Source organism: Mesorhizobium sp. M5C.F.Cr.IN.023.01.1.1 (assembly GCF_003997585.1).
Lineage (GTDB): Bacteria > Pseudomonadota > Alphaproteobacteria > Rhizobiales > Rhizobiaceae > Mesorhizobium > Mesorhizobium wenxiniae.
In genome coordinates this window covers 1-26,091 of record NZ_RZSU01000030.1, presented here as the reverse complement: position 1 = coordinate 26,091, position 26,091 = coordinate 1, and the positions used below count along the sequence as shown (strand labels likewise).

The 26,091-nt window shown below is 63.3% G+C and carries 23 protein-coding genes; 13 read left to right on the top strand and 10 right to left on the bottom strand.

The features are described 5' to 3' along the window. Window positions 1-20: 20 nt before the first annotated feature. From EOA78_RS14605 to EOA78_RS36445, 7 genes are all read right to left on the bottom strand, one after another. Window positions 21-1,439, bottom strand: a complete 1,419-nt coding sequence (locus tag EOA78_RS14605) for an FAD-binding oxidoreductase (RefSeq protein ID WP_127315740.1) — start codon at window positions 1,437-1,439, stop codon at window positions 21-23. 5 nt (window positions 1,440-1,444) lie between these two features. Next, window positions 1,445-2,686, bottom strand: coding sequence for a VWA domain-containing protein (locus EOA78_RS14600; protein WP_127315739.1), 1,242 nt, complete (start codon window positions 2,684-2,686; stop codon window positions 1,445-1,447). After that, complete coding sequence (locus EOA78_RS14595; protein ID WP_127315738.1) at window positions 2,679-4,937, bottom strand: DUF5682 family protein; 2,259 nt, start codon at window positions 4,935-4,937, stop codon at window positions 2,679-2,681. Before EOA78_RS14595 ends, EOA78_RS14600 begins: the two co-directional genes overlap by 8 nt. Before the next feature lie 6 nt (window positions 4,938-4,943). Next, window positions 4,944-6,023 carry an AAA family ATPase gene (locus tag EOA78_RS14590; protein ID WP_077381511.1) on the bottom strand — a complete coding sequence of 360 codons (1,080 nt, stop codon included), beginning with the start codon at window positions 6,021-6,023 and terminating at the stop codon, window positions 4,944-4,946. An 18-nt stretch (window positions 6,024-6,041) separates the two neighbouring features. Further along, window positions 6,042-7,481: a DUF5691 domain-containing protein gene (locus EOA78_RS14585; protein WP_127315737.1), complete on the bottom strand. Its 1,440-nt coding sequence runs from the start codon at window positions 7,479-7,481 to the stop codon at window positions 6,042-6,044. Further along, on the bottom strand, window positions 7,478-8,878 hold the full coding sequence (locus EOA78_RS14580; protein WP_127315736.1) for an SWIM zinc finger family protein: 1,401 nt from the start codon (window positions 8,876-8,878) through the stop codon (window positions 7,478-7,480). The genes EOA78_RS14585 and EOA78_RS14580 overlap by 4 nt, the downstream gene beginning before the upstream one ends. 289 nt (window positions 8,879-9,167) lie before the next feature. Further along, window positions 9,168-9,305: a hypothetical protein gene (locus EOA78_RS36445; protein ID WP_206533444.1), complete on the bottom strand. Its 138-nt coding sequence runs from the start codon at window positions 9,303-9,305 to the stop codon at window positions 9,168-9,170. Window positions 9,306-9,333: 28 nt separating this feature from the next. Between EOA78_RS36445 and EOA78_RS14575 the strand changes: the two genes are divergently transcribed. From EOA78_RS14575 to EOA78_RS14530, 10 genes are all read left to right on the top strand, one after another. Then, complete coding sequence (locus EOA78_RS14575) at window positions 9,334-10,308, top strand: sugar-binding transcriptional regulator (protein WP_127315735.1); 975 nt, start codon at window positions 9,334-9,336, stop codon at window positions 10,306-10,308. Between the two features lie 44 nt (window positions 10,309-10,352). Next, complete coding sequence (locus EOA78_RS14570) at window positions 10,353-11,798, top strand: extracellular solute-binding protein (RefSeq protein ID WP_095518158.1); 1,446 nt, start codon at window positions 10,353-10,355, stop codon at window positions 11,796-11,798. Window positions 11,799-12,003: 205 nt separating this feature from the next. Beyond that, window positions 12,004-12,927 (top strand): sugar ABC transporter permease, encoded by a 924-nt coding sequence (locus EOA78_RS14565; RefSeq protein WP_029355248.1) that lies wholly within the window; start codon window positions 12,004-12,006, stop codon window positions 12,925-12,927. Window positions 12,928-12,936: 9 nt separating this feature from the next. Then, window positions 12,937-13,794, top strand: coding sequence for a carbohydrate ABC transporter permease (locus tag EOA78_RS14560; RefSeq protein ID WP_095518160.1), 858 nt, complete (start codon window positions 12,937-12,939; stop codon window positions 13,792-13,794). Window positions 13,795-13,799: 5 nt separating this feature from the next. Beyond that, entirely contained in the window at window positions 13,800-14,918 is a 1,119-nt protein-coding gene (locus tag EOA78_RS14555) for an ABC transporter ATP-binding protein (protein WP_127315734.1), read from the top strand. Then, entirely contained in the window at window positions 14,915-16,039 is a 1,125-nt protein-coding gene (locus EOA78_RS14550; protein ID WP_029355254.1) for an ABC transporter ATP-binding protein, read from the top strand. Before EOA78_RS14555 ends, EOA78_RS14550 begins: the two co-directional genes overlap by 4 nt. Then, window positions 16,039-17,592 (top strand): FGGY-family carbohydrate kinase, encoded by a 1,554-nt coding sequence (locus EOA78_RS14545; RefSeq protein WP_127315733.1) that lies wholly within the window; start codon window positions 16,039-16,041, stop codon window positions 17,590-17,592. Before EOA78_RS14550 ends, EOA78_RS14545 begins: the two co-directional genes overlap by 1 nt. A gap of 10 nt (window positions 17,593-17,602) precedes the next feature. Further along, a complete protein-coding gene (locus tag EOA78_RS14540; RefSeq protein ID WP_127315732.1) occupies window positions 17,603-18,643 on the top strand; it encodes a 2-hydroxyacid dehydrogenase in 1,041 nt (346 codons plus the stop codon). 49 nt (window positions 18,644-18,692) lie between these two features. Beyond that, on the top strand, window positions 18,693-20,210 hold the full coding sequence (locus EOA78_RS14535; RefSeq protein WP_127315731.1) for a glycerol-3-phosphate dehydrogenase: 1,518 nt from the start codon (window positions 18,693-18,695) through the stop codon (window positions 20,208-20,210). Next, window positions 20,210-21,172: a TIM barrel protein gene (locus tag EOA78_RS14530; RefSeq protein ID WP_127315776.1), complete on the top strand. Its 963-nt coding sequence runs from the start codon at window positions 20,210-20,212 to the stop codon at window positions 21,170-21,172. The genes EOA78_RS14535 and EOA78_RS14530 overlap by 1 nt, the downstream gene beginning before the upstream one ends. 36 nt (window positions 21,173-21,208) lie before the next feature. Here the strand turns inward: EOA78_RS14530 and fba are convergent, their stop codons facing one another. Then, a complete protein-coding gene (fba, locus tag EOA78_RS14525; protein WP_095483847.1) occupies window positions 21,209-22,273 on the bottom strand; it encodes a class II fructose-bisphosphate aldolase in 1,065 nt (354 codons plus the stop codon). 292 nt (window positions 22,274-22,565) lie between these two features. Between fba and EOA78_RS14520 the strand changes: the two genes are divergently transcribed. From EOA78_RS14520 to EOA78_RS14510, 3 genes are read left to right on the top strand one after another with little or no spacing between them, the layout of a single operon-like run. Continuing rightward, window positions 22,566-23,333, top strand: a complete 768-nt coding sequence (locus tag EOA78_RS14520) for a DeoR/GlpR family DNA-binding transcription regulator (RefSeq protein WP_127315730.1) — start codon at window positions 22,566-22,568, stop codon at window positions 23,331-23,333. A gap of 9 nt (window positions 23,334-23,342) precedes the next feature. Next, window positions 23,343-24,101 carry a triose-phosphate isomerase gene (locus EOA78_RS14515; protein ID WP_127315729.1) on the top strand — a complete coding sequence of 253 codons (759 nt, stop codon included), beginning with the start codon at window positions 23,343-23,345 and terminating at the stop codon, window positions 24,099-24,101. Between the two features lie 26 nt (window positions 24,102-24,127). Beyond that, window positions 24,128-24,571, top strand: a complete 444-nt coding sequence (locus EOA78_RS14510) for an RpiB/LacA/LacB family sugar-phosphate isomerase (RefSeq protein WP_029355267.1) — start codon at window positions 24,128-24,130, stop codon at window positions 24,569-24,571. Here EOA78_RS14510 and dhaL read toward each other — a convergent pair. Both dhaL and EOA78_RS14500 read right to left on the bottom strand, forming a co-directional pair. Next, window positions 24,568-25,206 (bottom strand): dihydroxyacetone kinase subunit DhaL, encoded by a 639-nt coding sequence (gene dhaL, locus EOA78_RS14505; protein WP_127315728.1) that lies wholly within the window; start codon window positions 25,204-25,206, stop codon window positions 24,568-24,570. The two genes, EOA78_RS14510 and dhaL, sit on opposite strands and share 4 nt — an antisense overlap. Window positions 25,207-25,217: 11 nt before the next feature. Beyond that, window positions 25,218-26,091: dihydroxyacetone kinase subunit DhaK (locus EOA78_RS14500; RefSeq protein WP_164783759.1), on the bottom strand; the 874-nt coding region annotated here is incomplete at its 5' end.

Sequence of the window (26,091 nt, the reverse complement as noted above, 5' to 3'; positions counted from 1 at the left end):
ACCGACCTTCGATTCCAGCCTCATTGGGGCGGCACGTCACGTATGCTGGCCGCCGGCGCGAGATCGAAGACCCGCCCGGCATTGAGGATATTGTTCGGGTCGAAGGCCGCTTTCAAGCGCCGCATGGCGGCGATCTCGGCATCGCTGCGCACCAGGTGCAGCCATTCCTTCTTATCGAGGCCGATGCCATGCTCGGCCGAGACGCCGCCGCCGGCCGCAGCCACGCCCCGATAGACGACGTCGTATGCGGCCGCCGGATCCATGGTGCGCACCTGATAATGCAGATTGCCATCGCCGAGGTGGCCAAAGACATAGATGTCAGCGTTGCGGTCGATGGCCTGGATCGCAGCTTCCGCTTCTTTCAGGAAAGGCCCCATCCGCGCCAACGGGATGCTGATGTCGACGCCGATCAGGCCTTTTATCGAAAACAGGAAGCGATTGGCGTCCTCTCGCACCGCCCAGAGCGCGCGGAATTCGCGCGGCGACTGCGAGACCACCACGTCGTCGATCACGCCGTCCTCGACCGCCTGCATCAGCACAGCGGCAAAACGTTCGCCGTCGCGGTCGGGCTCGCTGCCCTGTATCTCGGCGAGCACATAGACCGGCGAGCCGACGGGCAGCGGCGCCGGCGCGTCCATGCCGGCGACCATGGCGCCGTAGAGCGGTGCGAAATTCACTTCATAGGCCGAGAGCAGGGGTCCAAGCCTCTGCCTGAGCAGGCCGAGCAGCGCGATCGCCGCGTCGAGCGAAGCAAGCGCGCAGAAGGCGTTGACCTCTGTGGACGGCTTCGGGTGCAGCCGCAGGCAGGCACGCGTGACGACGCCAAGCGTGCCTTCGCTGCCGATGAAGAGCTGGTTGAGGTCGTAACCGGAATTGTCCTTGGGCAAGCCCTTGAGCGAGGTAAGAATGCTGCCGTCGGCAAGCACCGCTTCCAGGCCGAGCACCTGCGCGCGGTACATGCCGTAGCGCAGCACCCGGATACCGCCGGCATTGGTGGCGACATTGCCGCCGACCGTGGCCGTACCGCGCGCGCCGATGTCGACGCCCAACAGCAAGCCGGCCGCATCGGCCGCGTCCTGCACCATTTGCAGCGGCGCGCCGGCCTCGGCGACGATCGCCGCCGCCTCGCGGTCGGGAGCCGCGATCGCCGTCATGCGCTCCAGCGACAGCACCGCTTCGCCGGGCTGGATGCGAGCCGCACCGGCAAGCCCGGTCCGGCCGCCCTGGACGACAAGCCTCTGCCGGGCGTCGTTGCACAGGCGCAGTATGTCCGACACCTCGCCGGCAGTGCGCGGACGCAGTACGAACTCCGGCGGTGCGCCGGTCTTGCCGTCGGGGTCTTCCTGGTAGCGTGGTCCGGCATCGTTGGCCGAAACCATCGCTGACCTGTCCAGCCGCTTTTCGAGCCGCGACAGGAGCTCGGCAATCTTTTGTGACATGGGGCTCACTCGTCCGCCCTAGGCGCCTCGCCATCGGCGCGAACCAATTTGATGTCGGCTCCCGCCGCCCAGGCGCCGATATCCTCTCGGCGCAATGCCGCCGCCATCATGTCCGGAAACAGATCCGGCGTGCAGGCGAAGACCGGAATGCCAAGTGCCGCAACCGAACCTGCCATGGCGGGGTCATAGCCGGGCCGGCCCTGGTCGGTCAGCGCCAGAAGCACGACGACATTGACGCCGGATCGAACCAGCGCCGCCAGCCGCCGCAGCAACTCCTGGCCATTGCCGCCCTCATAAAGGTCGGTGATTAGCACCAGATGCGACTTGGTTGGCCGCTCGATACGGTCGGCGCAGTAGGCGACGGCCTGGTTGATGTCGGTACCGCCGCCAAGCTGCACGCCGAACAGCACTTCGACGGGATCGCTGAGTTCTTCGGTAAGGTCGACGATGGCCGTATCGAAACAGACGAGCTTGGTGCGCACAACCGGCAGCGAGGCCATCACCGCTGCGAAGATCGAGGCGTAGATGACCGAGCTTGCCATCGAGCCGGACTGGTCGACGCAGAGAACAACTTCGTCGAGATCGACCAGCCGGCGCTGCTTGCGCATGAAACCAACCAGCTTCTCCGGCACGATAGTCTTATGCTCGGGCTGGTAGTGGCGAAGGTTCGCCGAGATGGTGCGCTGCCAGTCGATATCGCGTGCACGCGGGCGGTTGGTGCGCCTCGATCGGTCGAGTGCGCCGCGTATCGCCTCGGCGGTTTTCTGCTCCAGCCTTTGCATCAGCTTGGCAACGATATCGGCGATGATCGTGCGGGCGATGTCCTTGGTCTTGGCCGGCATGACCGAGCGCAGCGAAATCAGGTCGGCAACGAGGTTGACGTCGGCCTCGATCGCTTTGAGGAATTCCGGCTCCATCAGCATCTGCTTCAGGTCCAGCCGTTCGAAAGCGTCCTTCTGGACGATCTGAACGACCTGCGCGGGAAAGAAGGAGCGAATGTCGCCCATCCACTGTGCAACGCGCGGCGCCGAGCGGCCGAGTCCGCCGCGCCGCTTGCGCGGGTCGCTGGCTGCGGCGCTGTCGCCGTCGCCGTAGAGAGCATCGAGCGCCGCCGAAAGCCGTTTGTCGTCGCTGGAAAGCGACGGCGATGCCTCATCGGCGGCGCCGATCGCCAGGCGCCAGCGGCGCTCCCTGCCGCCATCGGCTGTGAGTGGGCCGGCCTCGTTCATTTCGCCCTCGTCATCCATTGCCGTTTCCTCCCGTGAGCAATGGTCCAAGCAGCTCCAGGTGTCGGCGCCACGCCTCGCCGCCATCCGGTGTCGGCGTCAGGCCGGCCGGCAAGCGCGCGGCGCGGCCGAGAACTGCCTCGATCAGCCGCCGGCGCTCCATGCTGTCCAGATTGGAAAAGACGCGGCGCAGCAACGGCAGGTGCGCGATGAAAGCATCTTCGTCGAGCGATTTAAGCCAGGAATCCACAGCGCCGCGCAGACCTTCATCATAGATCAGCCGTTGACCGGCTGTGCTGAAGAAGCCCTCGAAGAACCCTGCCGCTTCAGCGACCGGGGTGCCCGGCGACAGGCGTCGCCCGAGCAGCCCGGCCGCGGCTTCGGCGGACAGCCGGCCGGCTTCGTAGAGCAGGTGCGCGGCGCATCCGGCCAGCAGCGCCGTCGACCGCGAACCCTCCAGCACGGCAGCCAGCCCGTTGCGCCATCGGTTCAGCACGTCTTGCCCGGGCTCGACCAGCCTGATCGCTTCATCGGCCTTGCGCATCGCGCCAACCAGCGTCGCGGCGGCCTGCTCGTCCAGATCGCGTGCCGCATAGGGAAGCGCGATCGCAGCTTCGACGATCAGCCGCTCCATGAGGCCGGACAGCCGGTTCGTTTCCGTTTTGCGGGCCTCGCCGTAGCGGATGATGTCGGCGAGCGGCGGCATCGACGCCAGGATCTCCAGGCATTCGCTGCTGCGCGCCGCTCGGGCCTCCAATGCCGCGAGACCTGCAGTCGATGCTTCCGACAGGCCTGCCGTGATGGCGCCCTGCACCAGTGCCGCAAGCGTATCGAGGGTCGCTGCGGCTTCGATCATCTGGATCAGGCGGCCGTTGGCAGCTTTTTCGATGGTCGGCCCGTAAATCAGGTTCTCCACCAGGCGAACGGCATATTCCGGCTCCCAGGACAGGATCCACCGCTCACGAAAGGTGCCGCGGCTACGACCGGCGTCCGTCAACTTGCCCCAATGCACACCAAGCACGTTCAGCCGATGCAGCAATGTCGAGCGAAACAGCCCGCTGTCGCTTCGCAGGTCTACGGATAGTTCCCGCTCCAGCGCTTCAGGCTTCAGCCGCGCCGCCTTCTGGTTGCGCTGCAGATCATCGATCAACGGCGCCAACGGCGTGTCGGGTGGAATTTCGCCGACGTCCGCACCCAGAAGCAGCTCGGCCTCGACCAGGGCCCACAGCAACGCTTCGCCATTGAACAGAGCCGCAATTGCGGCGTCGCGCAATTCCTCAAACCCGGGTTTCGGCCGCTCGCGAATCGCGGCGAGCGTGCGGGCGAGCCGCTCCGCTTCGATCAGCGCAGCGGTCGAGACCAGGTGACCCTTCACCCGCAGCACCGCTGCAATCATTGCAAGCCACAAGGTTGCTGCATCGCGCCGGCCGCGCGTGCGCCAGAGATGCTTGCACCAGCCGGGTGCGACGACGCCCGCGCCATAGCCGTAGCCCAGCGCCAGACGCGGTCCCGTCCACGGCGCCCATGTCATCGTGCTCTTGCGCCTCGCAATCCCCTTAAGCAGGGCTTGATCGTTTTTCTGCGTGTGTGTCGCCTGCAGTGCCGGCACATGCCACGCCCCGCAGACGACGGCGATAGGTCCGTCGAATTCCTTGCGCGCCGCCGCGATTTCGAACCGCATATGCGCTTCGCGCTGGGCCTCGAACTGCGCGATCGAGCCTTCACCATCCCTTAGCGTCATCATCGCGTCGGAGATGGCGGCGAATATGGGGCCTGGTTCCGGGTTCTGCTCGATGATGTCCGACCACCAGCTCTCGCCATCCTCATAGCCGGCGGCGCGCGCCAGCGTGCCTATCGGATCACGCCGATGCGGAGCCACGTCATCATGCTCGCTTGCTTCCTTCGCTTCGCCAGCATCGACCTTTTCCGCGCCGTGGACCGCCGCTGCCGAGAAGCGCGCCGACGACGGCAGGTCGATGAAGCGCAACGCCGCCTTGTTGTCCACTGCCCAAAGAACCGCCTGATATTCGGGCGAGAACTCGGCGAAGGGCCAGAAGCTTGTCGAAGCCGGATCCTCCTCCGGATAGCAAAGCAATGCTACCGGCGGCTGCATCTCCGGGCGGGCCAGCAACGGCAGTAGCGCGGAGGCATCGATCGGCCCCTCGATCAGCACGGCGACCGGCTGCAAATCCTGCAATGCCTGCACCAGGCTGTCGGCGGAACCCGGCCCGTGATGGCGTATACCGAAATAAGCGACGTCGCTGTGCCCCATGGCGCGTCAGATCGCTGCGTTCAAGGCCGCATAGTAGCCGGCATAGTCAGGCCGCTTCTTGAGCACTGTTTCCAGATATTCCTCAAGCACTGCCTTGTCCTGTACCGGGTCTTTCACGATCGCGCCGACAAGGCTGGCGGCGAGACCTTCGGCGCCGAGCTTGCCGCTGTCGAACCACGCCGCCTGGCTCAGGCCGCCAACCATCGTCGCGATCGCCTCGGCGGTCGACAGCGAGCCCGAGGGCGTCTTCAGCGTCACCTTGCCGTCGGCGGTCGCACCGGACCGCAATTCACGGAAGATGGTCAATACCCGGGCTATCTCCTCGCCGACATTTTTCGGCACCGGCAGGTCGAGCCCGCCGGCCATCTCATCGACCCGTTTGGAGACGATCGCCACCTCTTCAGCCATGTCTTCCGGCAAGGGCAGAACGACGACATTGAAGCGACGCTTGAGCGCCGAGGAGAGTTCATTGACACCTTTGTCCCGGTTGTTTGCCGTGGCGATGATGTTGAAGCCGCGCTGGGCATAGATCGATGTGTTCAATTCCGGGATCGGCATCATCTTCTCTGAAAGCACGGTGATCAGCGTGTCCTGCACATCCGACCCCATGCGCGTCAGTTCCTCGAGCCGGCAGAGCTTGCCGGTCTGCATGGCGCGGTAGAGCGGCGTCGGCACCAATGCTTCCTGGCTCGGGCCCTTTGCCAGAAGTTGCGCATAGTTCCAGCCATAGCGGATCTGGTTCTCGTCGGTGCCGGCCGTGCACTGCACGATCAGCGTGGAGTCACCCATGATGGCGGCGGCGAGATGTTCAGACACCCAGGACTTGGCCGTTCCGGGAACGCCGAGCAGCAACAGCGCGCGGTCGGTGGCGAGCGTTGCCACCGCGGTCTCCATCAATCGGCGGCGACCGACATATTTTGGCGTTACCGGCGTGCCGTCGCCGGCCTTCCCGCCCAGCAGATAGGTCAGCACCGCCTGTGGCGAGAGGCTCCAGCCGGCAGGCTTTTGCCTGTCGTCACCGCGCGCCAGCGCCTGCAATTCAGAGGCATAGGCCTGCTCGACCGGGAGACGGATGGCAGCGTTCATATCTATTCTCCGGATTGATCATGTGTCGGTTCTAGACTGATGTTCGGCCAGCGCCGCGTTGAGACGCAGGACGCTGAGTGATGGGGCCGCGGACGGCATACCGGCTGCGACCACCTCGTCGATCAATTTTGCGGCTGTGGTCGCAGTGGCAAGAAAGCCCATCGTTTCCAGCATTTCGTCGGCGCCTCGCTTCACGGCGTCGTCGTTTCCTGCAACAGCGGAACGCAACGCCAGCAGGGTCTGGCCATTCGTCAGATCGCCCCATTCCAACCAACTTGCTTCAAGGCCTTCGGCAAGGTTGAGAGCACCAAGATATTTCGAGTCTTTCAGGATCAGCCGGACGACGGCTCGTTTTCTGCGATTGTCCAGGCGCGGCGTGAGGTGCAGTACGAACAGCGCCGGTTTGCCGCCATCGGCGACAAGCGTATCCGCCATATGCGTCACTGCAGCGTCGCTCCCAGAAGCGGCGACCATTTGTGCGATCAGGATGTCGGCATTGTTGTCGGCGCCGAATTGCCAGGCCCCTATGAATTCGGGTTCCGTAGTGCCGAACCGTGCGGCAAGGTCGACCAGGTTGCAGGTCTCGAATAGTTCGGCGCGACGTTTTTCCTGCGCCGACGATTTCAGTTTCGCCGGCGTGTAAGTTGTCCGGCGGCGGATGATGCCGGATTTGCCTTCGCTGATGAAGGCGGCGAGTTCGGCTGCGGGGTCATCCGCCCCGCCTTCGCTTAAATGGCCGTGCTCTCCCAGCCTTGCCAGCAGCCGGCCAGCCAGTTCGCGCACCTTGCCGGACCTGTCGGCGGAGAGGCTTTTAAGGAACGGCGCGTCCTCAGGATTCAGGCCAAAGCGCATGAGTTCGATCAGCGCAAGCCTGACCTCGGCGGGCTCGCCCGAAGCCTTGGCCTCGACCAGCATTCGAGCCGAAGCCGGTTCACTGCGGCGCATGTCTGCCAGCGCCATGCGTCGCGCGGCGGGATAGAATTCATCCCAATTTTCCGCCGTCAGTTTCTCTAGTGGGGCATGTCTCTCCCCGTCGAAGCTTGCTTGCCAGTCGATCCAGGGAGCGTAGACGTCGGGACTGTTCTGATCCGAGGGCATCCAGTCCATCGGATGGAGGACAAAGCCGCGGCTGGCGACAAGCGTCACCACGCGCGTCTTGCGTCTCGCGTCGGCGGCGTGTTTCAGAGCGGCTCTCAACAGCGGCCGCAACCGCTCTGGCAACATAGGAAGCGCAAGCCTGGGCAGCGGCCGCCGCCGCTTGAGCGTCTTCGGCGCCGCCGGCCGCAGGGCGACGTCGAGCGCTTGCGCCGCGATCGCCAGGAGCCGGCGCTCCTGCTCGTCGGGACTTGCATCACCGGCGATTGTCTTCCAGTCGGTCGGAGCCAGGTCGAAAGTGGCGCCGCCGGTGATCCAGCAATCGCGCATTGTCGCCAGGCCTGTCTGCTCGCTCTCGTTCACGACAGGTCAAGCCTCCCAAACCCGCTTTGCGCCGCCAGAAGGTCAAGCCGGGCGCCATCCCAGAGCGCTGCCGTGGCCGCAAGGTCGAGGCCGAGCAATGTTTGATCGACGGCGCCCGCGATCGGCAAGGCGATGCCTTGCCGATCGTCCGCGGCCTGCCACCAGCCTGTGCCGCGGTCATCGACCAGGATCGCACCAGGTGGCAGCATGAGAGGACAATCGGTAATCCAAGGCGCAGCATCCTGATAGGAAGCATGCGTGGCGAGTGGGTCCTTTGCAGTGCCGAAGCTGAAATCAGGCCACGCGCCGGACATCACTTCACCCATGCGCTCCGCCACCAGTGCGCGGAGCGGCTTGCGTGATGGATAGAAGACCAGCCGGGCATCGAAACGATCCCCCGGAGCAAAAGCGTTGGACCGGCGTCCGGCGGAAGCCGGAAAATAATCGAGCAGCACGGCAAATTGCGGGGTAGTGCTCTTCAGATCAAGCAGCCAGGTCGAATGGCTGACGAGACCGTCACGGCGGCTCTCGATCTTCTCGCCCAGAACTTCCCAGAAGCTTTCGACCTGTCTTGCATCGGGATTGGCCAGAACCTGTTCGCGGGTCTCAGAGGTCGATACGAGGCGCTTCAGCTCGGGATCGTCAGGCGCCGACCGCCACGCCTTGGCCAGCAGCACAAGCTTGCCGAGCTCGCGGATCGCCGCATCCGGTCTTTCCTCGCTGCGCAGCGCCATCAGCCGCGATGGGATCTCGTCGATGCGACCAGCAAGTGCGGTTGCCTTCATGTCGACCAGCCGGGCGGCAATCCGGCGGCAACGATCGCTGCTGCCGTCGATAAAACCCGAAAGGCCAAGCCGCAACTGGTCGGCGATCCATTGGTCGAGTTCATCTAGCGCCGCCGACACTGCTTGTCGTGTGTCTTCCGCCCGCTTGCGCTGCGCTGCCTCACGACGCTCCACCGCCGCAACGTCTTCGACCGCGGCGCTCAGGTCCGTCCGTGCGGCTTCATCGATGCTTTTGGCTGCCGCACCTTGTATCGACTGCGCAGGCGGTGGCGTCGTCTTCCTGCGCCGGCTGAGCCAGTCATTCACCCACTCCGGTATCGATTCAGCGGCTGCAAAACTGGCTGGCGCAGTGGCGGCGATCCACATCAGGGCCAGCGTGTGCTTGCACGGGAATTTTCGCGACGGGCAGGTGCATTTGTAGCCGTGGTCGCCTGTGTCGACCACCACCCGATAAGGATTGGAGCCGGAGCCCTGGCATTCACCCCAGATGAGCGCCTGCTGCTCATTCTTCTCGAGCCGCGGCCAGTTCGATCGTTTGGTTAGCTTGGAGGCGGCGCTCAGCGACGCCTGATCGGGGGCAAGCGCCTCGATGGTCTTCAAATCGAATTCCAAGCCGCGCCCCTCGTGACTCGAACCAAACGCCTGTCGCCAGGATAGATAGCCGTTTGTGAAGAATTATTGTAGCTCTCGTGAAGCGAAGATCGATACTTCTCGGTCTTATCCTTATGTGGCCGAATTCACCTGATCCGCAAGCGCGGTCCACCGCCATTTCGGCAGGCAGAGGATTTTCAGCAAAACGGTGTTTGGCGTCGGCCAGCCCAGTTGTGCGCTCAGTGGACGCGAGCAAGCCTTAGCAACCCATGCAACTGGTTCGTGGAGCGAGCCGTTCAGCCTTTGCCCTTCAGATCGACAGGCCCGACACTTCAACGGGCGCTAATTGCACGATCGATCCAGCGGGCTGAATCTTTTTGGCGCCTTTTTGTGCGATTTGAACGGTGCGGTGCTTGACTCCTGCAACGCCTTGTGAAAAATTTTGCATCGACTGATAAAAATATCTTAGGGCGGAAATGGTTGGTTTTGGAAACGGCCTCCTGCGCGATGATGAAACCAGTATGGCGACACGTGCCGCCTGGCTTCATTATGCTGGCGGCCTGACCCAGTCGGAGGTTGCCAAGCGACTTGGCCTGACCAGCCTCAAGGCGCATCGCCTCATCACCAAGGCCAATCAGGAAGGGCTGGTCAAAGTCTATATCGATGGCGAAGTGTCGGAATGCGTCGCGCTTGAAGATGATTTGTCCAGCCGCTACGGCCTCGATTATTGCGAGGTCGTCCCCGACTTCGATGGCGAAGACTTGCCGCTCAAGGCGCTTGGCATTGCCGGCGCGCAGTTCCTCAAGCGTGAAATCGAACGCGGCGAGGACACGCTGATCGGCGTCGGTCATGGCCGCACGCTTGCCGCCTGCGTCGAATATCTGCCGCGCATATCGGCCGAAAAGACCCGTTTCGTTTCGCTGCTTGGCGGCCTGACGCGCAAGTTCTCGGCCAATCCGCACGACGTCATTCACCGTCTGGCCGAACGGACCGGCGCGGAAGCCTATGTGATGCCGGTGCCGATGTTCGCCAACACGGTGGAGGATCGAACCGTGCTGCTCGGGCAGAAAGGCATCAGCGAGGTCTTCGATCTCGGCAAGGCCGCCGACCTGCTCATTGCCGGTATCGGCACCGCCGAGCGCGAGGCGTCGCTGGTCGCCACCGGCATGATCGAAAAGGGTGAAATGGAGGAGATCCGCCGCAAGGGCGGCGTCGGCGAACTGCTCGGCCATTTCTTCGACGATGCTGGAAAAGCGGTCGAGACGACCCTTTCCAACCGGGCGCTGGCGCTGGCGCGCGAAGACATCAGCAATCGCAGGATTGTCGCCGTTGCCGGCGGCAAGGTGAAGGTTCGTGCCATCAAGTCGGTGTTGGAGGGCCGCTATCTCAAAGGCCTGGTCACCGATGAGCGGACGGCGCGATCACTCGTGGAGCAGATGCCGGTCGGGTAGCCGGCAACCATTCAGTTGAAACTACCCTGTGGAGGAGAAGACAAATGCATGAGAAAGAGAAAGACCTGATCGACGCGTTCCTGCGCGGACAAGTCGATCGTCGTGGGCTGATCAAAGGCCTCGGCGCAATGGGCCTTGCCGCCGGCACCGCCGGCACGCTGCTCAATCTGGGGCAGACCCGCGCACTGGCGGCGGATTTCGACTGGCAGGCGCACAAAGGCAAGACCATCAAGCTCTTGCTCAACAAGCATCCTTACGCCGATGCGATGATCGCCAACCTTGAAAACTTCAAGAAGTTGACCGGCATGGAGGTCGTCTACGACGTCTTCCCGGAAGACGTCTATTTCGACAAGGTCACCGCTGCGCTGTCGGCCAGCTCGCCTGAATACGATGCCTTCATGACCGGCGCCTACATGACCTGGACCTACGGCCCGGCCGGCTGGATCACCGACCTCAACGAGTGGATCAAGGATCCGACCAAGACCAACGTGAACTATGCCTGGGACGACTTCCTGCCCGGTGTCAGGAAGTCCTGCGCCTGGAACGGCCAGCCCGGCGGAGTGCTCGGCTCCGACGACGCCAAGCAGTGGTGCATTCCGTGGGGCTTCGAACAGAACAACATCACCTATAACAAGGGTATGTTTGACAAGGTCGGCGTCGGCGTTCCCGGCAATATGGACGAAATGGTCGCTACGGCGGCCAAGCTTACCAAGGATGTCGGTGGCGGCGTCTACGGCATCGGCGTGCGCGGCTCGCGCTCCTGGGCGACGATCCATCCCGGCTTCCTCTCGGCTTATGCCAACTTTGACCAGAAGGACCTGAATGTCTCGGCCGACGGCAAATTGTCGGCCGCGATGAACACCGCCGAATCCAAGGCCTTCCACAAGCAGTGGGTTCAGATGATCCAGGAGAGCGGCCCCAAGGACTGGTCGACCTATACCTGGTATCAGGTCGGCACCGATCTTGGCGCCGGCGCCTCGGCGATGATTTTCGACGCCGACATCCTCGGCTACTTCATGAATGGCGGCGACAACAAGATGGCAGGCAAGCTCGCCTTCTCCGCCTTCAAGGCCAATCCCGCCGCCAAGGCGCCGACGCCCAACATCTGGATCTGGTCGCTGTCGATGTCCAATTTCTCGAAGGATAAGGACGCCACCTGGTACTTCATGCAATGGGCATCCGGGCCCGAGCATGCACTGTTCGGTGCGACCAAGATGGACTTCGTCAATCCGGTCCGTCAGTCGGTCTGGAACGACGAGATGTTCCGCGAGAAGCTGAACAAGAGCTACCCGGGTTATGTCGAGATGTTCGACGTCTCGGCGCCCGGCGCCAGCATCAAGTTCACCCCGCAGCCGCTGTTCTTCGATCTCACCACCGAATGGGCGGCGACGCTGCAGAAGATGGTGGCCAAGGAAGTGCCCGTCGACGAAGGCATCGACATGTTGGCCACCAGCATCGATGGCCAGCTCAAGGAAGCCGGGCTCGGCTAAGTCCTGGCGAACGGCTGGTCCGCTTTTGCGGGCCAGCCGGCCATTCCACTGCGAAGCGGCGCCTGGAGCATCGGACCCAAAAGTGGAAACCGGTTTTGGGAAAATCCGATGCTCAAACACTGGCGGTGCCGCCACTCGCCCAACCGGCCGCCTAGCTCCCTGGGCGGTCGGCAGGGCGAAGCAACAGAGATGATGGAACAGCACGATGACTGCGGCGACCATGCAAAGAAACAAGCCTTCCGGCTTCAGGATCAGCAAGAGGGTGCTGCCTTATGTGCTCAGCCTGCCGGCCTTGCTCGTCTGCATCGGTATCCTGATCCCGTTCTTCACATCGGTCGTCTATTCGTTCCAGCGCTACCGGCTGAGCCAGCCCTGGGCGCGTCAGTTCAACTGGGGCGACAATTACATCTCTTTTTTCACCGACCCGAAGTTCTGGAACACGCTGGAGATATCGCTGCTCTATGCCGGTATCACCGTCCTGCTCGAACTGCTTCTCGGTCTCGGCATCGCCATGCTCCTGCAGAAGCGCTCGACGTTGAACAACTTCATCTCGATCATGCTGCTGATGCCGCTGATGACGGCGCCGGCGCTTGCCGCGCTGATGTGGAAGCTGATGACCAATCCCGGCTTCGGCGTGCTGAGCTATCTCGCCAGCCTGATCGGACTGCACGATTTCCGCTGGGCCTCGTCGCCGTCGACCGCGCTTTTCACCGTGGTCCTTGTCGACATCTGGGTCTACACGCCCTTCATCATGATCCTGCTGCTTGCAGGCCTGCGCAGCCTGCCGACGCAGCCCTTCGAGGCGGCAGCACTTGACGGCGTGCCGAGGAGTTTCGTGTTCTTCCGCATTACCTTGCCGATGCTGATGCCCTACATCCTGACGGCGACGCTGTTCCGTCTGCTTGATTCCATCCAGCAGTTCGACATCATCTATGCCATGACCCAGGGCGGTCCGGGCGACACGCTGACCGTCTTCCAGGTCGAGGCCTATCTCAACTTCTTCCAGTCGACCAATGTCGGCCGCTCGGCAGCGCTGATGATCATCCTGTGGGCAATCACCTATTTCCTCTCGAATATCTTCATCAAGAATTGGCTGCGGCTGCGCGAACGCGCCCGCGGCCAGGCATAGGAGGCTGAGATGGAACACACCTCGCTTCTCGAACGCATCCTGCGCGGCATAGCGCTGACACTGGTCGTGATCTTCTTCATGTTCCCGATCGTCTGGATCCTAATGATGTCGTTCCAGACCAACGAAACCATCTTGCGGATTCCGCCACAGCTTGTCTTCAAGCCGACGCTGGCCAACTACACCGCGCTGATCACCGGAAAGCTGACGACGGCGGCCGGCACGCTCGACATCGCCTTCATGCGCAACCTCTGGAATTCGGTGTTCCTGTCGGTCACCTCGGTCGCCGTCGCGCTGCTGCTCGGCGTTCCGGCGGCCTACGCCTTTGCACGGCATAAGTTTCGCGGCTCGGAAGACATTGCCTTTACGCTGCTGTCGTTCCGGTTCGCGCCCGCGCTGCTGGTGCTCCTGCCGCTGACCCTCTATTTCCAGAAGCTTGGACTGGCCAACACTTATATCGGGCTGATCTGGGTGTATCAGCTGATCTGCCTGCCGCTGATCCTATGGATCGTGCGCGGCTATTTCGAGGACATCCCGGCCGACATCGAATATGCCTATCGCATCGCCGGCCATTCCTGGTTCGCCACCTTCCGCAAGATCGCGCTGCCGCTCGCCGGCCCGGGCATTGCGGCTGCCGGCCTGCTCGCATTCATCTTCGCCTGGAACAATTTCGTCTTCGCGCTCGTGCTCGCCTCGGCCGACAAGCAGCCGGTGACAGTCGGTGCGCTGGCCTTCATCACCTCCTCCGGCATCCAGTATGGCCAGATCTCGGCGGCGATCGTGCTTTCGATCACGCCGACGCTGGCGCTCGCCCTCTATGCACAGCGCTATCTCGTCGAAGGCCTGTCGCTCGGCGCGGTAAAGGGATAGTTCTCATGGCCAGCCTCGAACTGCGAAATGTCGTCAAGCGCTACAAGAGCCAGACTGTTCTCGACAATCTGTCGCTGACCGTCGCCGACGGCGAAACCCTTGTCCTGTTCGGACCGTCCGGCGCCGGCAAGACGGTGCTGCTGCGGCTCGTCGCCGGCGTTATCGACCCCGATGAGGGAAAGATCTTCATCGGCGGTGAGGATATGACCGACCTCGATGCCGAGTTCCGCGGCGTCGGCATGGCGTTCCAGAATTTCGCACTGTTTCCGCACATGACTGCGTTCGACAACATCGCCACGCCGCTACAGGCCAAGCGTTCGTCGCAGAGTGCGATGAAGGCGGGCGTCGAGAGCGCCGCTAAGCTGCTGAAGATCGGCCACGTGCTCAGCCACAAGCCACGGGCGCTGTCCAATGGCCAGAAGCAGCGTACCGCGCTCGCCCGCGCTCTGGTCGGCTCGCCGCCGGTTCTCCTGCTCGACGACCCCTTGCGCAACGTCGATGCCAAACTGCGCTTCGAAATGCGGCTCGAATTGCCGAGGCTGCTGGCCGACCGTGGCGCCACCGTCGTCTACGTCACCCAGGACTACAAAGAGGCCATGGCGCTCGGCGACCGCATCGCAGTGATGTCGCAAGGCGTCATCAAGCAGCTCGGCACACCCGAGCAGATCTATCGTGAGCCGGCGAACATCGAGATCGCGCGGCTGTTTGGCGACCCGACCATCAACCTGCTCGACGTCAAGCCGTCGCGCGATGCCAAGGGCATCTATGTAGGCCTGTCGAATGTCCAGGTTCATCTGACGGGTGCCTATGACGCGACGGTCGGCCGCGACTGCGTGATCGGCTTACGGCCGGAAGCCCTGAGCTTCGTCGACGAAGGAACGCCCGCTGCCATTCCGGTGACGGTTGAGGCGGAGACGCCGCTCAATGAAAAGATCGTCACGCTGGTGCGCACCGTGCGCGGCCGTGAAATCCTGGTCTCCCGGCCGGCCGGAACACCGGGTCAGACCGAGGGCAGGGCCCATATCGCCGTCGACGGCAAAAGCGCCCTGCTGTTCGATCATGCGAGCGGCGACAGAATAGGCGCCAGGAACGTCGTCAATTTGCGCAGCGGAGAAGCGGCATGATCCCGAGCGCACTCACCATTTCCGGCGTCGACAAGTTCTACGGTCCGATCGACAGGGGCGTGCACGCCGTCCAGAACCTGACGATGGAAATCGGCAGGGGCGAGATCGTCGCATTGCTCGGCTCGTCCGGCTGCGGCAAGACCTCGACATTGCGCATGATCGCCGGTTTCGAGGAGGTCTCGCGCGGCACCATCTCGGTTGCCGGCCGCAAGGTGCACACGCTGCCTCCGGTCAAGCGCAATGTGGCGATGGCGTTCGAGGGCTACTCGCTCTATCCGCCGCTGACCGTGCGCGAGAACATGGCGTTCGCGCTGAAGGCGGCCAAACTGCGGAAAAGCGACGTCGATGCGAAGGTTGCCAGCATCGCCAAGCTGCTCGAGATCGAGGACATTCTGGAGCGCTATCCAAGCTCCATCTCCGGCGGTCAGCAGCAGCGCGCCAGCCTCGGCCGGGCGCTGATCCGCGAGGCAGATCTTCATCTGCTGGACGAACCGATGGGCCAGCTCGAACCGCAGCTTCGCGCCGTGCTGCGCGGCCGCATCAAGCACTTCATCAAGGAGCGCGGCCTGACCGCGATCCTGGTCACCCACGACCAGACCGAGGCCAATGCGCTTGCCGACCGGATCGCGGTCATGGAAGGCGGCGTGCTGCAGCAATTCGACACGCCCGACATGCTCAAGCAGCGGCCGGCCAACCTGTTCACCGGCACCTTCGTCGGCGAGCCGCCGATGAATGTCTTCGAGGCCTATGTCGGCACGGCCGCCGACAAGATCAATCTGCGGCTGCCCGACGGACTTTCGCTCGACTATGACAAGGACGCGTTCAGCGGCTCGGTTCGCGACGAATTGCTCAAACGGCAGCGGGTCGTCATCGGCATAAGGCCCTACGCGGTTCGCCGCTCGAAGGACGGCGTGCCGGCCACGGTTTCGGCCAACCAGTGGCTCGGCGACCAGACGCATATCGCGGCGGATTTCGCCGGCGGTTCGCTCGTTCTGGTCGAACATGACCGGACCCGGCTGGAGCTTGGCGCGCCGATCAATATCAGCATCGATCCGAAAAACCTGCACGTCTTCGATCAGTCCAGCGGCATGGCCATTTCGCACGGCATGGAGCTTGCCTGATGCGGGATGTGCTGATCGGCATCGACGCCGGCACGTCTGTCATCAAGTCCGTCGCCTTCGACACGGCGGGCCGGCAGCTCGCTGCCACGGCGTTGCCGAACCGGTATGAGACCTTGCCGGGCGGCGGCGCCGAGCAGGATCTGGCGCGCACCTGGGCCGATACCGCGACCACCTTGCGCCAGCTTGCCGAAAGGGTGCCGGACCTTGCCAGCCGCACCATTGCCATCGCCGTGACCGGGCAGGGCGATGGCACCTGGCTGATCGACAAGGAGGGTGAGCCGGTCGCGAAGGGCTGGCTGTGGCTCGACGCGCGCGCTGCTGCGATAGTCGAGGAGATCCGCGCGCGGCCCGATGACCGGCTCCGTTTCGAAAAGACCGGCAGCGGGCTGGCCGCCTGTCAGCAGGGGCCGCAGCTTGCCTTCATGAAGCGCAACGCGCCTGACATGCTTGGCAAGGCGGCGACGGCATTCCATTGCAAGGACTGGCTCTATTTCAACCTGACCGGGGAACGCGCCACCGATCCGTCGGAGGGGACTTTCACCTTTGGCGACTTCCGCACTCGTGGCTATTGCGACGATGTGCTTGAGGTGCTCGGCGTCGCTGATCTCAGGCATCTGCTGCCGCCGATCGTCGACGGCACCAGGCATAGCGCCGGCCTCTCGGAGACGGCTGCCGAAGCGACCGGGCTGCTTTCCGGTACGCCGGTGGTGCTGGCCTATGTCGACGTGGCCTGCACCGCGCTCGGCGCCGGCCTGCTCGACCGCGAGTGCAAGCCCGGCTGCTCCATCATCGGCTCCACCGGCATGCATATGCGGCTTGCGCAGACGCCGGACGAGGTGCTGCTCAACGAGGCGGCGACCGGCTACACGATGACGATGCCGACGCCCGGCGTCTTTGCGCAGATGCAGTCGAACATGGCGGCGACACTCAACATCGATTGGGTCCTTAGCCTCGCCTCCGGCATTCTCGCCTCGCAAGGCATTACACGCACCAATGGCGAGATGATCGCGCTGGTCGATCAGTGGATATCCGTATCCGAGCCCGCCTCGCTGCTCTATCAGCCCTACGTGTCCGAGGCCGGCGAGCGCGGGCCGTTCGTCGATGCCAATGCCAGGGCCGGTTTCGTCGGCATTTCGTCACGGCACGGTTATGCCGACATGGTGCGCGCTGTTTTTGAGGGACTGGCGTTCGCGTCGCGCGATTGCTACGCCGCCATGGGGCCGCTGCCAAGCGAAATCCGGCTGACCGGCGGTGCGGCCAGAAGCCCGGCTCTGCGCAAGATCCTGGGCGCTGTCGTCGGCGCCGACATTCGCACCAGCCAACGCGAGGAAGCCGGCGCGGCGGGCGCCGCGATGATCGCTGCGGTTTGCGTCGGCCAATACAGGTCGATGGACGAATGCGTCGGCGAATGGGTCACGCCGCTGCTTGGCGCGGCGGAGCCGAGCGACCGAAAGCTTGCGGCGATCTATGAGCGGGTGGCTCCATCCTACACATTGGCGCATGAGGCGCTGCGGCCGGTCTGGCGGTCGATGGCCGCATCCAGGGCAAACTGAGAAGTCGAGTATGGGTAAGAAGATTGCAATCATTGGCGACCGCTTCATGCTTCCCGAAGTGTTTTGCGAGAAAATCGAGAAGGCCTGCGGCGACAATCTCGACATTCGCACCCTTGAGGCGGCCTGGCCCGACGAGCCGATGGAATTCGGCAATGCGGCGCTCGGCCTCGACAAGGTCAAGGAGTATTTTGGCGATCCGGACAAGGTGGTCGATTTCATCGGCGATGCCGAGATATTCGTCACCCAGCTTGCGCCGCTCTCCGAGACCATGATGCAGCGCCTGCCCACACTCAAACTGGTTGCGGTATCGCGCGGCGGCCCGATCAACATCGACATGGCCGCCGCCAAGGCCCATGGCATCACTGTGGTCAACGTGCCCGGCCGCAATGCAAGTGCTGTGGCCGAGTTCACCATCGGTGCCATCCTTGCCGAGACGCGGCTGATCCGGGTCGGGCACGAAGCCTTGCGCAAAGGGGAATGGCGCGGCGATCTCTACCGGGCCGACCGCACCGGCCGCGAGCTAAACGAAATGACCGTCGGCGTCATCGGCTACGGCAATATCGGCACCAAGGTTGTCCGCCTGCTGCGCGCGTTCGGCTGCCGCATCCTGGTCACCGATCCCTACGTGCAACTGAGCGCCGAAGACCGCAATGGCGGCGTCGAACTGGTCGCGCTCGACGATCTCCTGTCCCGCTCCGATGTGGTCACGCTTCATCCTCGGGTGACTGAGGAGACCCGCAGACTGATCAACAAGGATACCATCGCCCGAATGAAGCCTGGGGTGATCTTCGTCAACACGGCGCGCGGGCCGCTGGTCGACTACGACGCGCTTTACGATGCGCTCGTCTCAGGCCAAATCGGCAGCGCGATGCTGGAGACGTTCGCGGTCGAGCCGGTGCCTGCCGACTGGCCACTGCTGCAGCTTCCGAACGTCACGCTGACACCGCATATCGCCGGCGCATCGGTGCGCACGGTGACCTATGCGGCCGAGCAGGCGGCCGAAGAGGTGCGCCGCTTCATCGCCGGGCTCCCACCGGTCAATCCATGCTGAAGGTCGCGGCAGCCATGAAACACAATCCAGGCACCGAGGACCCGGCGGGATGAGCGGCGCCACTGAAATCGTCGACCTCTTCGTTATCGGCGGCGGTGTCAACGGCGCCGGCATCGCGCGCGACGCAGCCGGCCGCGGCTTGTCCGTCATTCTGTGCGAGAAGGACGATCTGGCCGAAGGCACCAGTTCGCGATCGGGAAAGCTCGTCCATGGCGGCCTGCGCTATCTTGAATATTACGAATTCCGGCTGGTGCGCGAGGCGCTGATCGAGCGCGAAGTGCTGCTTGAATCCGCTCCGCACATTATCTGGCCGATGCGCTTCGTGCTGCCGCACAGCCCTGACGACCGGCCGGCATGGCTGGTCCGGCTCGGCCTGTTCCTCTACGATCATCTCGGCGGCCGCAAGCGGCTGCCCGCCACCCGCACGCTCAACCTGCGCACCGCGCCCGAAGGCGCGCCGATCAAGGATATGTTCAAGCGCGGTTTCGAATATTCCGATTGCTGGGTCGACGATGCCCGTCTCGTCATCATCAATGCGCTCGATGCCGCGGAGCGCGGAGCCAAGATCCTTGCCCGGATCGCCTGCACCGCCGCCCGCCGTGAAAACGGCCTGTGGTCGGTCGAGATGCGCGACAGCCGAACCGGCGTCACGACGACGGTTCGGGCACGGGCGCTGATCAACGCAGCCGGTCCCTGGGTCAACGACATCATCAACCGCGTGGCCGGCCAGAACTCCAAACGAAATGTGCGCCTGGTCAAGGGCAGCCACATCGTCGTGCCTAAATTCTGGGAAGGGCGGCAGGCCTATCTCGTCCAGAACAGCGACAAGCGCGTGATCTTCATCAACCCTTACCAGAACGATCTGGCGCTGATCGGTACCACCGACATCCCCTATGACGGGCGGCCGGAAGATGTGAAGGCTGATAGCAGCGAGATCGACTACCTGATCAAAATCGTCAACCGCTACTTCAAGCGCGAACTTGCCCGCGACGATGTCATCTACTCGTTTTCCGGCGTCCGGCCGCTCTATGACGACAACGCCGACAACCCCAGCGCAGTAACGCGCGACTATATTTTCGAGCTCGACGCATCGGCCGGGCAGGCGCCGTTGCTCTCCGTCTTCGGCGGCAAGATCACCACCTTCCGCAAATTGGCTGAGCACGCGCTGGATAGGATCGCCCCGTTCTTTCCGAAAATGGGCACGCCATGGACATCGAAAGGCTATCTGCCGGGTGGCGATATTGCTAATGCCGACTTCGAGCAGTTTCTCGGCGATCTCGGCCGCGAATATCCCTGGATGCCGGCATCGCTGGTCAAGCATTATGGCCGGCTCTACGGCACCAGGACGCGCGTTCTGGTCGGTGCGGCCAAGTCGCTTGCCGATCTGGGGCGGTGCTTCGGCAAGGATTTTTTCGAGCGCGAAGCCAATTACTTGTTCGAATATGAATGGGCGCTGACCGCTGCCGACATTCTCGAACGGCGCACCAAGCATGGGCTGCATCTGTCCGCCGCAGAAAGAGCCGCCTTCGAGGACTGGTGCGCGAGCCGGCTGGTGAAAGCAAGCTGATGGCCTTTACGCTTTCTCTCAACACCAATCCGCTGGTCAACCGTTTCGCCGAACCGGACGATCTGATCAATGCGATCGCTTACGACATCGGCATCCGGGACGTGCAGCTCACGCACGAATTCGTCAATCCCGGCTGGCCGGCGGCGACGATCTCGAAATTCGTCCGCCTGTTCCGCAACGCGCTCGACCGCACCGGCGTGCGCGTGACGTCGGGGATGACCGGCCCTTATGGGCGGCTCAACCATTTCGGCCATCCGGACGACGATGTGCGCCGCTACTATGTCGATTGGTTCAAGACCTTTGCCGACATTTCGGCCGAGCTCGGCGCGACCGGTATGGGGACCCAGTTCGCTATCTTCACGCACAGGGATTTCGACGATCCCGAGCGTCGCGCGCGGCTTTTCGACATCGCGCTGGAATGCTGGCGCGAGGTTGCCGAGCACGCCAAGGCGGCCGGATTAACCTATCTGTTCTGGGAGCCGATGTCGGTCGGCCGCGAATTCGGCCATACGATCGAGAGTTGCTGGGTACTGCACAACGAGATCGAGGCAGCCGGCATGGCCATCCCGATGAAGATGATGGTCGACATTGACCATGGCGACGTGACGTCGAGCAACCCGGCCGACATCGACCCCTATGCCTGGGCCGAAGCCTTCCCCAACGTATCGCCGATCATCCACATCAAGCAGTCGTCGATGAACAAGGGCGGTCATTGGCCGTTCATCGCCGCCTACAACCAGGACGGCCGCATCACGCCGGAAAAATTCCTGGAGACGGTTCGCCGCGGCGGCGGCGTCGACAACGAGATCTGCCTCGAACTGTCGTTTCGCGAGCGCGAGCCGGTCGATCACCAGGTCGTCGCCATGATCCGCGAGTCGGTCGACTACTGGGCGCCGTTCATCGAGACCGGCAGGGCGGCACTCCTGCCGCTAGACGGGCAGGGTACGGCTCCTGCCCGTTGAACCGGGCCCGCCCCGGTCAGATGAAGCCGGCCGAACTCAGCCGAATTTCGGATCGAGACTGCCCGACTTGTAGCGCTTGGCCATTTCCGAGACCGGCAGCGGCTTGATCTTGGGAGCGTTGCCGGCGGTGCCGAATTGCTCGAAGCGCTCCTTGCATAGCTTCCTCATGGCGGCCATCGCCGGCGTCAGATATTTGCGCGGGTCGAATTCGCTCGGGTTCTCGGTCAGCACCTTGCGGATCGCGCCGGTCAGCGCCATGCGGTTGTCGGTATCGATGTTGATCTTGCGCACGCCGTGCTTGATGCCGCGCTGGATCTCCTCGACCGGCACGCCCCATGTCGGCTTCATCTGGCCGCCATATTTGTTGATGATCTCCTGCAGTTCTTCCGGCACCGAGGACGAGCCGTGCATGACGAGATGCATGTTGGGCAGGCGGCGATGGATTTCCTCGATCACGTTCATGGCGAGCACCGCGCCGTCCGGCTTGCGCGAGAATTTATAGGCGCCGTGGCTGGTGCCCATGGCGACGGCCAGCGCGTCGACATGTGTGTCCTTGACGAACTGCACCGCCTGCTCCGGATCGGTCAGCAACTGGTCGTGGCTGACGGCGCCTTCGACACCATGGCCGTCTTCCTGTTCGCCGCCGCCCATCTCCAGGGATCCGAGGACGCCGATCTCGCCTTCCACCGACACGCCGCCCCAATGCGCCATATCGACGACGCGGCGCGTGATACCGGAATTATAATCGTAATCGGCCGGCGTCTTGCCGTCTTCCTTCAGCGACCCGTCCATCATCACCGAGGTGAAGCCATATTGGATCGCGGTCACGCATGTGGCTTCGTTGTTGCCGTGGTCGAGATGCATGCAGACCGGGATATCGGGATGGATTTCGACCAGCGCATCGATCAGCTTGGCCAGCACGACATCGTTGGCATAGGCGCGGGCGCCGCGGCTCGCCTGCAGAATAACAGGCGATTTGGTCTCCTCGGCAGCCTCCATGATGGCGAGGCCCTGTTCCATATTGTTCATGTTGAAGGCAGGCACGCCATAGCCGTGTTCGGCGGCATGGTCGAGCAATTGTCTCAATGTGATGCGAGCCACCCAATAGTCTCCCGTATCTGGTTTCAAGCCTGTGGTTGCGGGCCGTCCGATCATCGTTCAGCCCGCTGATGCTTCTGGCCGGATTTCCACAGAACCGCAACCTTTGGCCATGCCGCCGGGAGCAATTCTTGTTACAAGACAGCAATCAGAAGCGATATAATATCCCAAAGAAACATAACATCATCACAAAAAATTTGCCGCCTATGCGATTTCATCTGTTATAATAGCTTTGGCTCGCGGTTTCCGCCACGGCGGATTCGCAGCGGGCCGGATTCAGGAAACAGGCTGGACAATGAAGAGCGACGGCCGGCGGCAAGGCATCATGGATTTTCTGATGGACACTGGCACGGCCAGTGTCGATGACCTTGCCTCGCGCTTTGGCGTGTCGAAGATGACCGTCCATCGTGACCTCGACGAGCTTGAGGAGAGCGGCTTCCTGCGCAAGGTGCGCGGCGGCGCCTCGATCCAGCCGAGCGGTCTTTTCGAGAGCGATTTCCGCTACCGTCAGAAGCAGGCCGGCGAGGAGAAGCAGCGCCTTGCGGCTGCCGCCGTGGCGATGATCGAACCGGGCCAGACGGTGATCATCGACGACGGCTCGACGGCAGGCGGCATTGCGCGGCACCTTGCGGATCTCCGCCCGTTGACGGTGATCTCGAACAATCTGGCCGTCATACAGGATCTGGCAGGCGTTGGAGGGATCACCCTGATCGCGCTCGGTGGCCAGTACAGCAAGAAATTCCACGGTTTCTTCGGCCTGCTTGCCGAGGACACGCTGAGATCATTGCGCGCCGATGTGGCCTTTCTGTCGTCGTCTGCCATCCACGGCTCTTCCGCCTTCCACCAGGACCAGGAAGTGGTCCATACCAAGCGGCTGATGATGGCCGCCGCCGCCCGTAAATATCTGCTGGTCGATCACGGCAAGTTCGGCCGCACGGCCTTGCATTTCCTGACCGATCTCAAGGCGTTCGACGCCGTCTTCACCGGTCGCGAACTGGGACCGGAGATGCGCGAGGCGTTGGATGGTGCCAATGTTTCGCTAACAGTAGTCGAGAAGGATTGAGGAGGACGCGTGGTTTACTGGGTCGGCACAAGCTGGAAAATGAACAAGACGCTTGCAGAGGCGACTGACTTCGCCAGGGCGCTGGCGGGGTTCGTCCCCGGTTTCGACGACCGCATCCAGCCCTTCGTCATCCCGCCCTTCACGGCGGTCCGCGAGGTCAAGAAGGCGTTGGCGACGACGCGGGTCAAGGTCGGCGCCCAGAATATGCACTGGGCCGACGCCGGAGCCTGGACCGGGGAGATCTCGCCCGTGATGCTGACGGACTGCGGCCTCGACCTCGTCGAGCTCGGCCATAGCGAACGGCGCGAGCATTTCGGCGAGACCGACAATGCTGTCGGCCTCAAGGCAGCTGCGGCGGTAAAGCACGGGCTGGTGCCGCTCATCTGCGTCGGCGAGACGTTGGCGCAACGCAACAGCGGCCAGGCCGATGCGGTGTTGGCCTTGCAGGTGCACGGCGCGCTAAAGGTCCTCGAAGGCGAGGCGAAAGCGGCGACGATCCTGTTTGCCTATGAGCCGGTCTGGGCGATCGGCGACAAGGGCATTCCGGCAAGTGCGGACTACGCCGACAGGCAGCAGGCGCTGATCAAGAAAATCGCCGGCGAACTCCTGCCGGGCGTACCGCCAGTGCTCTATGGCGGCAGCGTCAATCCGCAAAATGCCGCCGAGTTGATCGGCCAGCCGCATATCGACGGGCTGTTCATCGGCCGCTCCGCCTGGCAGGCGGAAGGCTATATCGACATCCTCCAACGCGCCTCGGCGGCGATCTAGTATCGATGGACAGGAAAGGACAATAAATGAAAATAGCCATTGGAGCCGACAGCGCGGGCAAGCCGCTGCTCGACGTCATTGCCGCGCATCTCGCCACCAAACCCGGTCTCACCGTCAGCGACCTCAGCCAGGCGGGCTATTATGCCGACCTGTCGCAGAAGCTCGCCCAGACCATCCTCGACGGCGAGAACGATCGCGGCATCCTGTTTTGCGGCACCGGCATCGGCGTTTCCATCTCGGCCAACAAGGTGCCCGGCATTCGCGCAGCACTCACCCACGACACCTACTCCGCCGAGCGCGCTGCGAAATCCAACAATGCCCAGATCATCACCATGGGCGCCCGCGTCATCGGCCCGGAACTGGCCAAGTCGATCGTCGACGCCTGGCTCGCATCGGAGTTCGACGAAAAGGGACCGTCGGCTGGCAATGTCCAGGCCATCGACAGGCTCGACGCGGCGAAGCTGGGCTAACCCAAGCTTTTCCGCATCGCGCCAATGACGGTGACGGCCGACGCGGCGCCGGGGTCCATGTGCCCCAGCGATCGTTCGCCAAGCCGCGATGAGCGACCCTTCGCGGCAATCATGTCCTTGGTCGCCTCGGCGCCCCGTTCGGCTGCTTCAAGGCCGGCTGCCAGGCTTTCGGACAGCGTCTTGCCGGAGGCATGCGCGACCGCAGCCGCTTCAGCCGCAGGCAGCCAGGCGTCGACCATTGTCTTTTCGCCGATCTCGGCCTTGCCGCGATCCTGGATGCCTTGCGCCATCGCCTGGAACAGGGCGATGAAATCGGCGCTCGCCAGCCTCGCCTTGCCCTTGACGGCGGCCGCACCTCGCATGAAGGCGGTCGCATAAAGCGGGCCCGACGAGGCGCCGACAGCGTTGAGGAACGATTTGGCCGCGGTGTTGAGGAGAGCTGTCGGCTCGGTCGCCGCGAGCTCGAGCGAAGCGAGTGCATCGCGCACCGCCCCGAAACCGAGCCCCATGGCAACGCCATGATCGGCGTCGCCGATGACGCCGTCGAGCTGGCAGAGCCTGTCCTTGTCGGCTTCGATCGCCACTGCGATTTCATCAAACATTCTTTTCAGATCGGCCGTATCGATGGATGTCATGGATGCTACTTTCAGCCGGCGCGAAACATGGCGCAGTCGCAAGGATGGTCGAGCATCGTCTGCAATTCGGCGTCGAGATGCATCAGCGTCACCGAGGCGCCGGCCATTTCGAGCGAGGTGCAGTAGTTGCCGACCCATGTCGCGTGGATGGCAACACCGACGTCATCAAGCCTCTGCTTGACTCGCCGGTTCATGATGTAAAGCTCCATCAGCGGCGTCGAGCCGAGTGAATTGACGAGCACGGCGACCTTGTCGCCATGCGCCGGCGCCATCTCGTCGAGGATCTTGTCCAGCATCTCGTCAGTGATCTCGTCGGCCGTTTTCAGTTTTCCACGCGCGATGCCCGGCTCGCCATGAATGCCCATGCCGATCTCCATCTCGTCCGGTCCGATCTCGAAATTCGGCCGGCGGGTCTGCGGCAGCGAACAGGGCGACAGCGCCACGCCCATGGTGAAGGTGTGATCGTTGGCCTTCCTGGCGATGCGTTCGCATTCATCGAATGAGAGCATCCGGTCGCAGGCGGCACCGGCGGCCTTGAAAATGAAGAAATTGCCGGCAACGCCGCGCCGCTTTTGCCTCTGGTCACGCGGCGCCGACGCCACGTCGTCAGTGGTCAGCACAGTGCGCACCTCGACATCGTCCATCGCCGCCATCTCGGCGGCCATGTCGAAATTCATCACGTCGCCGGCATAGTTGCCATACATGAACAGAACGCCGGCGCCGCCGCTGGCCGCCTTGGCGCATTCGAGGATCGGGTCGGGCGGCGGCGAGGCAAAGACGTTGCCGATCGCCGCCGCGTCGGCCAGGCCTTTGCCGACGAAACCAAGGAAGGTCGGCTCGTGGCCGGAGCCGCCGCCGACGACGAGGCCAACTTTGCCTTCCCGC

What these genes read in the sequence shown, in the direction of transcription:
- dhaL (WP_127315728.1), bottom strand. Translation starts at nt 25,206, where the DNA reads ATGACATCCATCGATACGGCCGATCTGAAAAGAATGTTTGATGAAATC.
- EOA78_RS14550 (WP_029355254.1), top strand. Translation starts at nt 14,915, where the DNA reads ATGATCCCGAGCGCACTCACCATTTCCGGCGTCGACAAGTTCTACGGT.
- EOA78_RS14560 (WP_095518160.1), top strand. Translation starts at nt 12,937, where the DNA reads ATGGAACACACCTCGCTTCTCGAACGCATCCTGCGCGGCATAGCGCTG.
- EOA78_RS14540 (WP_127315732.1), top strand. Translation starts at nt 17,603, where the DNA reads ATGGGTAAGAAGATTGCAATCATTGGCGACCGCTTCATGCTTCCCGAA.
- EOA78_RS14595 (WP_127315738.1), bottom strand. Translation starts at nt 4,937, where the DNA reads ATGGGGCACAGCGACGTCGCTTATTTCGGTATACGCCATCACGGGCCG.
- EOA78_RS14555 (WP_127315734.1), top strand. Translation starts at nt 13,800, where the DNA reads ATGGCCAGCCTCGAACTGCGAAATGTCGTCAAGCGCTACAAGAGCCAG.
- EOA78_RS14590 (WP_077381511.1), bottom strand. Translation starts at nt 6,023, where the DNA reads ATGAACGCTGCCATCCGTCTCCCGGTCGAGCAGGCCTATGCCTCTGAA.
- EOA78_RS14570 (WP_095518158.1), top strand. Translation starts at nt 10,353, where the DNA reads ATGCATGAGAAAGAGAAAGACCTGATCGACGCGTTCCTGCGCGGACAA.
- EOA78_RS36445 (WP_206533444.1), bottom strand. Translation starts at nt 9,305, where the DNA reads ATGCAAAATTTTTCACAAGGCGTTGCAGGAGTCAAGCACCGCACCGTT.
- EOA78_RS14600 (WP_127315739.1), bottom strand. Translation starts at nt 2,686, where the DNA reads ATGGATGACGAGGGCGAAATGAACGAGGCCGGCCCACTCACAGCCGAT.
- EOA78_RS14545 (WP_127315733.1), top strand. Translation starts at nt 16,039, where the DNA reads ATGCGGGATGTGCTGATCGGCATCGACGCCGGCACGTCTGTCATCAAG.
- EOA78_RS14605 (WP_127315740.1), bottom strand. Translation starts at nt 1,439, where the DNA reads ATGTCACAAAAGATTGCCGAGCTCCTGTCGCGGCTCGAAAAGCGGCTG.
- EOA78_RS14565 (WP_029355248.1), top strand. Translation starts at nt 12,004, where the DNA reads ATGACTGCGGCGACCATGCAAAGAAACAAGCCTTCCGGCTTCAGGATC.
- EOA78_RS14535 (WP_127315731.1), top strand. Translation starts at nt 18,693, where the DNA reads ATGAGCGGCGCCACTGAAATCGTCGACCTCTTCGTTATCGGCGGCGGT.
- EOA78_RS14510 (WP_029355267.1), top strand. Translation starts at nt 24,128, where the DNA reads ATGAAAATAGCCATTGGAGCCGACAGCGCGGGCAAGCCGCTGCTCGAC.
- EOA78_RS14575 (WP_127315735.1), top strand. Translation starts at nt 9,334, where the DNA reads ATGGTTGGTTTTGGAAACGGCCTCCTGCGCGATGATGAAACCAGTATG.
- EOA78_RS14520 (WP_127315730.1), top strand. Translation starts at nt 22,566, where the DNA reads ATGAAGAGCGACGGCCGGCGGCAAGGCATCATGGATTTTCTGATGGAC.
- EOA78_RS14530 (WP_127315776.1), top strand. Translation starts at nt 20,210, where the DNA reads ATGGCCTTTACGCTTTCTCTCAACACCAATCCGCTGGTCAACCGTTTC.